General features: G+C 72.5%; 11 protein-coding genes. All 11 read right to left on the reverse strand.

Annotated elements, in window-relative coordinates; all coding sequences use genetic code 11:
- Nucleotides 1–30: 30 nt before the first annotated feature.
- A complete protein-coding gene (locus tag ACIRO3_RS24600; protein WP_404140258.1) occupies nt 31–1320 on the reverse strand; it encodes an MFS transporter in 1290 nt (429 codons plus the stop codon).
- Nucleotides 1321–1384: 64 nt separating this feature from the next.
- A complete protein-coding gene (locus tag ACIRO3_RS24605; protein ID WP_361781249.1) occupies nt 1385–2245 on the reverse strand; it encodes an alpha/beta fold hydrolase in 861 nt (286 codons plus the stop codon).
- A 179-nt stretch (nt 2246–2424) separates the two neighbouring features.
- On the reverse strand, nt 2425–3939 hold the full coding sequence (locus tag ACIRO3_RS24610; RefSeq protein WP_404140260.1) for an FAD-dependent monooxygenase: 1515 nt from the start codon (nt 3937–3939) through the stop codon (nt 2425–2427).
- A gap of 37 nt (nt 3940–3976) precedes the next feature.
- Complete coding sequence (locus tag ACIRO3_RS24615) at nt 3977–5533, reverse strand: FAD-dependent monooxygenase (RefSeq protein WP_404140263.1); 1557 nt, start codon at nt 5531–5533, stop codon at nt 3977–3979.
- A 1-nt stretch (nt 5534) separates the two neighbouring features.
- Nucleotides 5535–6482 carry an aromatase/cyclase gene (locus ACIRO3_RS24620; RefSeq protein ID WP_404140267.1) on the reverse strand — a complete coding sequence of 316 codons (948 nt, stop codon included), beginning with the start codon at nt 6480–6482 and terminating at the stop codon, nt 5535–5537.
- Nucleotides 6483–6540: 58 nt separating this feature from the next.
- Nucleotides 6541–7326 (reverse strand): 3-oxoacyl-ACP reductase FabG, encoded by a 786-nt coding sequence (gene fabG / locus ACIRO3_RS24625; RefSeq protein WP_361781059.1) that lies wholly within the window; start codon nt 7324–7326, stop codon nt 6541–6543.
- Nucleotides 7327–7423: 97 nt separating this feature from the next.
- Nucleotides 7424–7696 (reverse strand): acyl carrier protein, encoded by a 273-nt coding sequence (locus ACIRO3_RS24630; protein ID WP_053677111.1) that lies wholly within the window; start codon nt 7694–7696, stop codon nt 7424–7426.
- 218 nt (nt 7697–7914) lie between these two features.
- Nucleotides 7915–9129 (reverse strand): ketosynthase chain-length factor, encoded by a 1215-nt coding sequence (locus ACIRO3_RS24635; RefSeq protein WP_361781056.1) that lies wholly within the window; start codon nt 9127–9129, stop codon nt 7915–7917.
- Complete coding sequence (locus ACIRO3_RS24640) at nt 9126–10397, reverse strand: beta-ketoacyl synthase (RefSeq protein ID WP_267803155.1); 1272 nt, start codon at nt 10395–10397, stop codon at nt 9126–9128. Before ACIRO3_RS24640 ends, ACIRO3_RS24635 begins: the two co-directional genes overlap by 4 nt.
- Nucleotides 10394–10723 carry a TcmI family type II polyketide cyclase gene (locus ACIRO3_RS24645; RefSeq protein WP_361781052.1) on the reverse strand — a complete coding sequence of 110 codons (330 nt, stop codon included), beginning with the start codon at nt 10721–10723 and terminating at the stop codon, nt 10394–10396. The genes ACIRO3_RS24640 and ACIRO3_RS24645 overlap by 4 nt, the downstream gene beginning before the upstream one ends.
- 134 nt (nt 10724–10857) lie before the next feature.
- Nucleotides 10858–11024: acetyl-CoA carboxylase biotin carboxyl carrier protein subunit (locus tag ACIRO3_RS24650; protein ID WP_404140306.1), on the reverse strand; the 167-nt coding region annotated here is incomplete at its 5' end.

Genomic DNA, 11024 nt, shown 5'->3' on the forward strand with positions numbered 1-11024 from the left:
GTCGGGTGCGCGCCGGGGTTCCGCCGTGGATCAGGGGCGGCCGGCGGACCGGGTCGGGGGAAGGGGAGTGGGTCCGCAGGACTGGGGTCCGGTGTCCGGCGCGGTCCGGGAACCGCGCCGGGTCCGGCCCGCGAGCAGCGCCGCCAAGGCGGCGAGCAGCGACACCGATCCGCCGACCCACAGGCCCGAGCGCGCCCCGTAACGGCTGGCCAGCCAGCCCACGAGGAGGGCTCCCAGGGGGGTGAGGCCCTGGAGGATCAGCGTGTACAGGGCCATCACCCGCCCCCGGTACCGCGGGTCGCTGCCGAGTTGGATCCGGTGGTTGGCCGCCTGCGCGAAGTAGATGGTGGCGAAACCGGTCAGGGCGAGCAGGACGGCCGCCGAGACGTGGTCCGGGGCCCACCCGGCGGCGGTCTCGCTCACGCCGAAGGCCAGGGCCGAACCGGTGACGGTCCGGGCCGCCGGGCGCCCGCTGCGGGCGGTGGTGGCGAACGCGGCGAGCAGTGAGCCCGCCGCGAAGGCGGTGGTGAGCAGGCCGAACGCGGTGGCGTCGGCGTGAAAGACGGTCTTGGCGAGCAGCGGAAGGGTGAGCTGGAAGTTGAAACCGAACAGGCCGACGACCGCCAGCAGGGCCAACGGGACCAGCAGGTCGGGCCGGGCGCGGACGTACCGCAGGCCGTCCGTCACCCCCGACCCGCGGCCCGAGGGTTCGGCGCGCAACAGTTCCGCGGGCCGCATCAGCCGCAGGGCCGCCACCGTGGCGAGGTAGCTCACCGCGTTGAGGAGCATCACCGGCCCGGTGCCGACGGCCGAGATGAGCAGGCCGGCGAGGGCCGGTCCGACCACCCGGGCGGTGTTGAAGTAGGCGGCGCTCAGCGCCGAGGCGTTGGGCAGCAGGTCGGGTCCCACCAGCTCGGCGACGAACGCCATCCGGGCGGGCACCTCGAAGGAGTTGACGGTGCCGAGCCCGATCGCGAACAGGTACAGGTGCCACAGCCGCACGTCGCCCGCCAGGACCAGTACGGCCAGGCCCAGGGCCAGGGCGCCGGAGGCCAGGTTGGCGAGGGTGAGCAGCAGCCTCTTGTCGTGGCGGTCGGCGAGCCGGCCGCCGTACAGGGTGAGCAGCAGCATCGGTGTGAACTGCAGCGCGGTCAGGGTGCCCAGGGCGGTGGCCGAGTCCCCGGTCAGGTCCAGGACCAGCCAGTCCTGGGACACGACCATCATCCAGGTCCCCGCCACGGACACCACCTGCCCGGCCGCGAACAGCCGGAAGTTGCGTACCGCGAGGGAACGGAAGGGCTTGGAGCGTGTCTTGTCCATGGGGGGTGGTACGCCTCGCCTCTCGTGGTCTGCCCGTGCCGTGCCGTGTCCCGCGTGCCGTGTCTCAGGCCCGGGCCAGGCACTCCTCCAGGAAGGCCAGGGCGCGCAGGTGGTAGGAGCGGGCGACCCAGCCGAGGCTGAGGTTGTGTCCCGCGTCGGGCTGCCGGTCGATGGTGACGAACGGGGCCGCGGTGAACAGTTCGGCGATCTCGTTGAGGTCCTCCTCGTCGTTACGCCACCACAGTTCGTGCTCGGCGAAGGTGAGGCGGACCGGTACGGGCACCCGGGCGGCGGCAGCGGTGAAGCTCTCGGGCCAACGCGCCGCCTCCGCGCGCTCGCGCAGCGGCATGGGGGCGACGAGCGCGGCGGCGTCGCGGAAGGTGTTCGGCGGGTAGAAGCGCAGGGCGCCCCAGTTCCGCTTCCAGTGGCCGTGCCGGTGCGGGTCGCGGAGGTCTCCGGGGTCGACCGCGTAGTCCCGGCCGCAGCCGGAGACGTCCAGGCCCAGCAGGGCGGGGCCCGCGGCGCCGGGTCCGGCCTGTTCGGCGGCGTAGGTGAGGGCGAGCTTGCCGCCGAAGGAGTGCGCGACGAGGAACACCCCGGCGCCGGACGGGTACCGGTCGGCGAGGTGGGCGAGCGCGGTCCCCAGCGCGGCGGACTGTTCGGACAGGTTCTGGCCGCGCGGCAGGTGCGCGGCGGACAGCCCGTAGCCGGGCCGGTCCACGGCGACGACGGTGTAGCCGAGCCGGGCGCCGAGGGTGAGCAGGGAGACGTCCGGGTGGGCCTGGCCGTCGAAGTAGCCGGCGCTCATGCCGCCGCCGTGCACCGCGACGATGGTCGCGCGGGGCGGGCCGACGGGCTGGGCGATCAGCGCGGACAGGGTGAAGGCACCTGCCTCCAGGGTGATCGGCCGCACACCCGGCGACATGCCGGGCGCGGTCTCCTCCGCCCCGACGGGCAGGAGTACGGGGGCGTTCACAGGGCTCCCCGGGCGTGGGCGGGCCGGTGGGTTCTTCGACTCATGGTCTCTTCCTGGGACGGTGGGCGGGGCGGCCCCCGGGGCCGGGCGCGGTGCCTGACCGCGCCCGTCGCGGGGGCCGGGCAGGGTCAGGCGGGGGTGCCGAACCACTGCCGCAGGGCCGGGGCCAGTTCGGCGGGGTCGGTGCCCGCCCAGGCGACGTAGCCGTCGGGGCGGACCAGGACGGCCGTGGCACCCGCGAAGACGGCCGGGTCCCGGGGGACGCCGGTGGTCGTGGTGACCCGGTCCTTCCAGCCGGCGGCGGCCTCGCGCACCTCGGGGTCGTCGGCGAGGTCGAGGAGGACGCCGCGGGCGGGGTGCAGCAGGTCGGCGGTGCCCACCGGGCCGTCGGCCGTGATCAGGTCGCGCGGCGGGAGCCGGCGACCGAGCAGCGGGTGGCCTTCCCCGGGCGCGGCGGGGTCCTCGCCTGCGGCCGGGGCCGCGGCGACGTCGTAGCGGACGTCCAGGTGGCTGACCATGCCGGCGAGGTGGCGCTTGACCGGGTCCAGGGCGATCAGCTCGGTGAACAGGGCCCGCAGCGGCTCCGATTCGACGCCGCCGAGGAACACGGTGCCCTGGGCGAGGGTGTTGGTCAGCAGTCGCGTCCCGACGGCGTGGCGCTCGTCGTGGTAGGTGTCGAGCAGCGTTTCGGGGGCCCAGCCGGCGAGGGTCGCGGCCAGTTTCCAGCCGAGGTTCACGGCGTCCTGGACGCCGGTGCTCAGGCCCTGTCCACCGGCGGGCAGGTGGATGTGGGCCGCGTCGCCGACCAGCAGTACGCGCCCGCGCCGGTACTCGCTCGCCTGCCGGGTGGCGTCGGTGAAGGAGCTGACCCAGTCGGCGCCGCCGCTGGAGATGTCCTCGCCGGTCAGGCGCTGCCAGGCCGCGGCGACCTCCGCGAAGTCGGGGCTCTGGCTGCGGTCGGCGGGCGGGGCGCCGTGCTCGCACACGATGATGCGGTCCACGCCCTCGGCGAGCGGCGCGGCCATCACCATGCCGGCCGGTACGCGCTCGCCGAGGAAGCGGGGCGGGATCGAGCAGCCGACCACGTCGGCGAGGTACATGCCCCGAGTGGCATCGGTGCCGGGGAAGGCGAACCCGGCGACCTTGCGCACCAGGCTGTGTCCGCCGTCGGCGCCGACCAGCCAGCGGGCGCGCAGCCGCTGTTCGCCGTCGGGGCCGGCGACGGTGGCGGTGACCCCGTCCGCGTCCTGCTCCAGGTCGAGGAACTCCCACCCGCGCCGGATGTCGCTCCCCAGCTCGCGGGCCCAGTCCTCCAGGACCGTCTCGGTCCGCGACTGCGGGATGCCGCGGGCCCCGAAGTGGGCGTCCTCCAGCGCGGTGAAGTCGAACTGCACCCCGCCGAAGTGGCCCAGCGGGCTGGTCTCCAGCCCGCCGAAGCGGGGTACGAGGCCCCGCTGGTCGAAGGATTCCAGGGCGCGGGCGGTGAAGCCCAGGCCGCGGGACTGGCCGGTGGGTCGCTCCAGGCGTTCGGTGACGATGACGTCCGCGCCGCCCAGGCGCAGCTCGCCGGCGAGCATCAGGCCCGCCGGGCCGGCGCCGACGATGATGACGTCCGCGTCGATGGTGTCGACGTCCTTGGCCATGAGTGTGCCTTCCTGGTTGCCGGCGCCGGCCGCCGCCTCAGCGGGCGGCGGCGGTCGCGGCGTGTCGGTGGGTGGGGTGCGCGCCGGCCGGTGCGCCGAACCAGCGGCGCAGCGCGGTGTGCGGGCCCCGCGGGTCGGTGCCGGGGTCGCCGGCCCAGACGACGTGTCCGTCGGGCCGTACGAGGAGGGCCTCGCCGGGGGTCAGCGGGCTGCCGGCCGCGGGGTGGGCGCTGACGTGGTCGACCCGGTCCGCCCAAGGGCCGACGGTGGCCGGGTCCGCGCCCGTGCCGAGGTCGAGCAGCAGGCCCCGGCCGGTGCGCAGCAGTGCGGCGGTGGTGTCGCCGGTCGGGCCGGCCAGCGCGGAGGGGGGCAGGCGGCGGCCGAGGAGCGGGTGGTCCGTGCCCGGTCGTCCGGGGTCGGCGTCGTCCGTGACGGGGTAGCGGATGCCGAGTCCGCTGACGGCCCCGGCGAGTACGGTGCGTACCCCGTCGAGGGCGACGAGTTCAGTGAGCAGGGTGCGGGCCGGTTCGACCTCGGGTCCGCCGAGCAGCAGCAGGGTCTGGGCCCGGATGTTGGCCAGGACCGCGGCGCCGACGGCGTGGCGTTCGGTGTGGTAGCTGTCCAGGAGCCCTTCGGGGGCGTCGCCGCGCACTTCGGCGGCGAGCTTCCAACCGAGGTTGAAGGCGTCCTGGACGCCGAGGTTGAGGGCCTGTCCGCCGCTGGGCATCTGCTGGTGCGCGGCGTCGCCGGCGAACAGGATCCGGCCGTGCCGGTACCGGGCGAGTTGCCGGTTGGCGTCGCCGAAGGCGTTGACCCACAGGGGGCTGCCGTGGGCGATGTCCTCGCCGGTCACCCGCTGCCAGGCGTCGACGACCTCGTCGAACGCGGGGGCGCCGGAGCGCGGGACGGCCGGTTTGCCGAACTCGTGCACCATCACGCGGGTGACGCCGTCGCGGGTGGCGGATACGGCCAGGCCGTCGGGCAGCCGCAGGAAGCGCCGGTCGGGCGTCTCGACTCCGCCGACGTCGGCCCGCAGCAGTTCGCGCTCCGCGTCGCGGCCGGGGAAGTCGGCGCCGATGAGCCGGCGTACGGTGCTGTCCTCGCCGTCGCAGCCGACCAGGTACCGGGCGGTGATCCGGACCGGGCCGTCCGGGCCGATGCCGTCGGCCGTCACCCCGTCCGGTCCGACGGTCAGGGCGACCAGTTGGTGGCGGCGGAGCAGGCCCGCGCCCAGCTCGACGGCCCGGTCCTGGAGGAGTTCCTCCGTACGCCGTTGCGGCACCTTCCACTGGCCGGGGTGGGAACCGGGCAGGGTGAGGTCCAGTGCGATGCCGCCGAAGTGACCGCGCGGTTCGCACGGCGGGGTGCCCAGGTCGGCCAGCAGACCCCGACTGTCGAAGATCTCCATGGTGCGGGCGTGCAGCGTGGTCGCCCGGGACTCGGTGGTCGGGCCGGGGCGCTGGTCGAGGACGAGCACCCCGGCCCCGCCGAGCCGGAGCTCGCAGGCGAGCATCAGTCCGGCGGGGCCGGCTCCGACCACCAGGACGTCGGTGTCCAGGGGTCCCCGCGCGCTGTCCAGGTGGTCCGATGCCATGTCAGTTCTGGTTCCCGGCGAGGGTTTCGGCGTGGGTCTTGGCGTGGTTGAGGGTGGCGAGGCTGTTGGTGGAGAGGGCGGTGTGGACGTAGGCGCGGGCGTCGGCGACGGTGGCGTCGGGTCCCAGGATTCGGGTGATGTTGTCGGTGTTGAGGGTGACGGTGTGTTGGGAGCTCGCGGTGACGCCCTGGTCGGTGTCGCGGAAGGTCCAGTGGCCGGTGTGCAGGGTCATCAGGGCGGGGAGGGTGACCTGTTTGTAGGCGATCTTGTGGTGGGGGAAGGTGACGCGGTGGGACTTGGTGGTGTGGACGGAGCCGTCCTTGGCGCGGGTGTCCATCTCCAGGGTCTGGACGCCGGGGGTGTCCTCGGTGAGGCGGACGGTGGCGACGTGGGGCAGGCGTTCGGACCACAGGTTCGCTTCGTTGACGAAGTCGTAGGCGTCCTTGGCGGAGCCGTCGATGGTGACGGTGTCCTCGAAGGAGAACGTGACGTCCTCGGCGCCGTGGGCGAACTCCACGTTCCGCTTCAACGCCGCCAACTCGGAGCGGCTGTTCTTGTCGACGGCCTCGTCGATCCAGAGGAGGTCGTGCGCGTCGTCGTCGATCGCCCGGTAGTCGTGGAGCAGCCGCACCCGCGAGGAGGTCTCGTCGAGCGGCTCGATGATCCACGCGCCGCCCATGGAGGCGACCGGGTTGGTGGTGACCTCCTGGCGGAAGGTGATCCGCAGGCCCTGCGGGTCGAGTTCGCGGCGCGAGGTCCAGTTCTTCGGTTGGCCGTTGGCGGTGGCCCAGATCCGGATCCGCTCGTGCGTGCCGTTGAAGTCGACCCGGTCCACGTGGATGGTGGGCGGGAAGATGCGCGGCCAGTTGACGACGTCGGCCAGCAGCCGGTACACGTCCGATGCCGGCGCGGCGATGGTGATCTCGTGCTCAACCTCGCGGGTTGTCATGACGGCTTCCTCTTCGAGAACTCGGGCGCGTCGGCACCCTGGTGGCAAGGGGTGCGGATCAGAAGTTGCCGAGTCCGCCGCAGACGTTGATCGCCTGCGCCGTGACGGAGGCGGCGGTGTCGGAGGCGAGGTAGGCGACCATGCCGGCGACCTCTTCGGGGGTGGAGTACCGGCCGAGCGGGATCTTCGACTGGAACTTGTCGAGGATGGCGTCCTCGGAGGTGTCGTAGGCGGCGGCGTACCCGGCGCGGACGCGCTGGGCCATCGGCGTCTCGACGTAGCCGGGGCAGACGGCGTTGACCGTGATCCCGGTGGGGGCGAGTTCGTTGCCGAGGGCCTTGGTGAAACCGACCACGCCGTGCTTGGAGGCCGAGTACGGGGCGCCCAGGACGACGCCCTGCTTGCCGGCGGTGGAGGCGATGTTGATGATGCGGCCGCGGTTCTTGTGGCGCATCCCGCCGGTGTTGAGTACTTCCTTGGTCAGCCGGAAGACGCTGGTGAGGTTGGTGTCGATGACATCGGCCCACAGCTCCTCGTCTATGTCCGCGGTGACGCCGCCGCCGGACCGGCCGGCGTTGTTGACCAGGACGTCGACGCCGCCGAAGCGGTCGACCGCGGCCTGGACGAACGCGGCGGCCGAGGCGGAGTCGCGTACGTCGAGGACCGTCCCGTCGGCTTCGAGGCCTTCCGCCTGGAGCTCCTTGACCGTGGCCGCGACGTTGTCGGCGTTGCGCGCGCCGATGAAGACCGCGTGCCCCTGGGCACCCAGTGCGCGGGCCGCGGCCAGGCCGATGCCGCTGGTGGCGCCCGTGATCAGGGCGATCCGCTTCTCCTGCGTCGACATGATTCGTCTACTCCGTAAGTGTCCGGGGGTGATTCGGCGGGGCCGGGCGGAAACGCGTCCGCCCGGCCCGGGGAACGAACTGGGTGCGGCGGGCGACTCAGGCGGCGCTGGGCACCGCGGTGAGGTGGCCGTTGACGGCCGCGATCAGCGCGCGGGGGGTGTCGGCGTCGGTGAGCAGGTCCTCGTCGAGGACGATCTTGTACTCGCGCTCGATGCGGCTGCCGGTCTCCAGCAGGGCGAGGGACTCGTAACCGAGCGCCTCGAACTGGACGTCGAGGATGTCGCCGTCGAGGTCGACGCCCTCGTCGGCGCCGGCGCCTTCGAGGAGGATCCGCCGCAGGTCGTCAAGGGTGAAGGTCTGAGTGGACACGTGGGGCCCTTCATGGCTCGTGGATCGGTGGTGTGGGGATGGTGTGTGTGGGGGGTCCGTGGGGGGTGTGAGGCGGTGGGGGGAAGGCGCCCTCCGCCGCCGGTCGGGGGGTGGCGGCGGCGGAGGACGCCGGGTTCGTGGCCGCCCGTCGTACGAGGACGGGCGGGGCGGGCGGGGTGCGGGGCCGACGGCGGGCGGGCCGGCGTGGTACGGCGGTACTAGTCCGCGGCGCGGACGACGACGGCCGAGTTGAAGCCGCCGTAGCCGCGGGCCACGACCAGGGCGGTGCGGACCTGCGCGGTGCGCGGCCGGTCCACGACCAGGTCGAGCGCGTACTCCTCGGCCGGGCGCACGTTGACGGTCGGGGGGATGAGCCCCTCCTCGATGGCCAGCAGGGCGGTCGCGACGTCCAGCGGCGCCGCGCCCGAGTACAGCCGGCCCGTCATCGTCTTGGGCGCGGTGACGGGAACGCCCCGCTCGCCGAACACGGCGCCGATGGCCTCGGCCTCGATACGGTCCAGTTCCGGGACGCCGGCGGCGTCCGCGAAGACCACGTCCACGTCCTCGGGTCGAACGCCCGCGTCGTCGAGGGCGAACTCGATGGCCTTGCGCAGCGCGGGCTCCCGGTCGCTGCCGGGCGCCGCGTCGAAGGTGGCGCCGTAGCCGGCGATCTCGCCGTAGATCTTCGCGCCGCGCGCACGGGCCGACTCCGCCGACTCCATGATCAGGATGGCACCGCCCTCGCCGGGCACGTAGCCCGAGGCGTCCGCGTCGAACGGCAGGAACGCGCGGGTCGGCTCGTCGCTGGTGCTCAGCCGCTTGGCGGCGAGCTGGGCGACCCAACCCCACGGGCAGATCGAGGCGTCGACACCGCCCGACACGATCATCGGAGTGCCCTTGCGGATCAGCCGCCGGCCCTGTGCCAACGCGTCGAGGCCGCCGGCCTCGTCGCTGACGATCACTCCGCTGGGGCCCTTGAGCCCGCTGCGGATGGAGATCTGGCCGCTGTTGACGGCGTAGAACCAGGCGAAGGACTGGTACGCGCTGACGTACTGCGCGCCCTGGCTCCACAGCTTCTGCAACTCGTTCTGCCCGAACTCGAAGCCGCCCGACGAACTGGCCGTGACCACGCCCATGTCGTACTCGGGCAGGCTCTGCGGGTCCACACCGGCATCCGCCAGCGCCCACTCGGCGGCGACGAGCGCGAGGCGCGTCATCCGGTCGGTCTGCGGGAGCAGCCGGCTCGGCAGCAGTTCCTCGTCGGAGAAGCCGGGTATCTCGCCCGCGAGGGTGGACGGGTAGCCGGCGGGGTCGAACCGGGTGACCCGGCCGATGCCGTTCTTGCCCGTCCGGGTCGCCGCCCAGTAGTCCTCCGTACCCAGGCCGTTGGGCGCCGTGATGCCCAGACCCGTCACCACAACCGAGGTGGTCATGCCACGCTCCTCTCGGGACGCGCCAGCACCATGGCGCTCTGGAAACCGCCGAAGCCGCTTCCGACGGTCAGGACGGCGTCGGTGAGCTGCTCCCGGGCGACCAGGGGGACGTAGTCGAGGTCGCACTCCGGGTCCGGGGTGTGGAGGTTCGCCGTCGGCGGGACGACGTTGTTCTCCATCGCCAGCGCGGACGCGGCGATCTCGATGGAGCCGATGGCGCCGAGCGAGTGCCCGACCATCGACTTGATCGAGCTGACCGGGGTCCGATAGGCGTGGTCGCCCAGGCTCCGCTTGAACGCGGCGGTCTCGTGGCGGTCGTTCTGCTTGGTGCCCGAGCCGTGCGCGTTGATGTAGTCGATCTCGGTCGGGTTCATCTTGGCCTCGCACAGCGCGACCCGGATGGCCTCCGCCATCTCCTTGCCGTCCGGCCGCAGACCGGTCATGTGGTAGGCGTTGGAGCGGGTGGCGTAGCCGGCTATCTCGGCGTAGATGTGCGCGCCGCGCTTCTTGGCGTGCTCCAGCTCCTCCAGGACGAACACCGCCGCGCCCTCGCCCAGGACGAAGCCGTTGCGGGTTCCGTCGAAGGGGCGGGAGGCGTGACCGGGGTCGTCGTGGCGGGGCGTGGTCGCCTTGATGGCGTCGAAGCAGGCCATGGTGATCGGCGAGATCGGCGCGTCCGAGGAACCGGCGATCATCACGTCGACCGAGCCCTCGCGGAGCAGGTCCACGGCGTGGCCCACCGAGTCGATGCCGGAGGTGCAGCCGGTGGAGACCACGGTGCTGGGGCCCTGCGCGCCGACGGCCCAGGCGACCTCGGCGGTGAAGGAGCTCGGCACCAGGTAGTTGTAGAGGTGCGGGACCGCGTACTCGTGGTCCACCAGGTGGAGTCGGCCGCCGTCGCTGACGACGTTGTACTCCTCGTCCAGGCCCATCGTGGCGCCGACGGCGCTGCCGATGGTGACGCCGACGCGGTACGGGTCGTACGTCTCCAGGTCGATGCCGCTGTCGGCGACGGCGCCGCGGGCGGCGACCACCGCGAACTGCGCGGCCCGGTCCATGCGCCGGATCTCCTGCGGGGTCAGGCCGTGTTCCTGGGGATCGAAGTCGATCTCGGCGGCGACCCGCGAGCGGAAGGGGCTGGGGTCGAAGAAGGTGATGCCGCGGGTCGCGGTACGGCCCTCGCTCAGCAGGTTCCAGAAGTTCTTGGTCCCGACACCACCGGGCGCGAGCACCTCGATGCCGGTGATGACCACACGTCGGCCGGTCACGCGGACGCCTCCCAGTTGTAGAAGCGCTTCGCCATCGCGTCGGCGGGGGAACGCCAGGTGGCGGGGTCGTAGGCCCCGATGAACGGCTTGAGGTCCTCGCTGATGCCCACGAAGCGCGGGTCGCCCTTGGCGGCCTCGATCAGCTCGCCACCGTTGTCGGTGTCGAAGTCCTGCAGATGGAAGTACAGCCCCCGGTATTCGAAAAGCTGCCGGCGACGCGTACCCATGCGGTGGGGCATCTCGGTGGCATCGAACTCACCGAAGAGCTTGGCCACGTCAATGCTGGAACCGGGGTCCATCCGCGCCACGATCAAAGTGCTGTGCATTCGTTCCCTCTCCTCACGACCCATGAATTGGAATTAGTATGCGAGGCCCGAATGACGTTTTCAACGGCGATTACGTCAGGGAATTGTCAGGACTCGCAAGAATTCCGCAGACGAATTCAGCGCAATGCCATGTATCAGTCCTTGATCTCGCAGATGCCGGCGCCGGAGGTGAGGGAGGCGCCTACTTCGGCCTTGAGGCCGACGATGGTGCCGGAGCGGTGTGCGTTGAGGGGTTGTTCCATCTTCATGGCCTCGAGGACGACGATGAGGTCGCCTTCGTTGACCTGTTGGCCTTCCTCGA

The sequence above is a fragment of the Streptomyces sp. NPDC102278 genome (assembly GCF_044766345.1).
GTDB lineage: Bacteria > Actinomycetota > Actinomycetes > Streptomycetales > Streptomycetaceae > Streptomyces.

Coding starts and splice junctions, on each gene's coding strand:
- ACIRO3_RS24600 (WP_404140258.1), bottom strand. CDS start 1,320: ATGGACAAGACACGCTCCAAGCCCTTCCGTTCCCTCGCGGTACGCAAC.
- ACIRO3_RS24605 (WP_361781249.1), bottom strand. CDS start 2,245: ATGTCGCCGGGTGTGCGGCCGATCACCCTGGAGGCAGGTGCCTTCACC.
- ACIRO3_RS24610 (WP_404140260.1), bottom strand. CDS start 3,939: ATGGCCAAGGACGTCGACACCATCGACGCGGACGTCATCATCGTCGGC.
- ACIRO3_RS24615 (WP_404140263.1), bottom strand. CDS start 5,533: ATGGCATCGGACCACCTGGACAGCGCGCGGGGACCCCTGGACACCGAC.
- ACIRO3_RS24620 (WP_404140267.1), bottom strand. CDS start 6,482: ATGACAACCCGCGAGGTTGAGCACGAGATCACCATCGCCGCGCCGGCA.
- fabG (WP_361781059.1), bottom strand. CDS start 7,326: ATGTCGACGCAGGAGAAGCGGATCGCCCTGATCACGGGCGCCACCAGC.
- ACIRO3_RS24635 (WP_361781056.1), bottom strand. CDS start 9,129: ATGACCACCTCGGTTGTGGTGACGGGTCTGGGCATCACGGCGCCCAAC.
- ACIRO3_RS24645 (WP_361781052.1), bottom strand. CDS start 10,723: ATGCACAGCACTTTGATCGTGGCGCGGATGGACCCCGGTTCCAGCATT.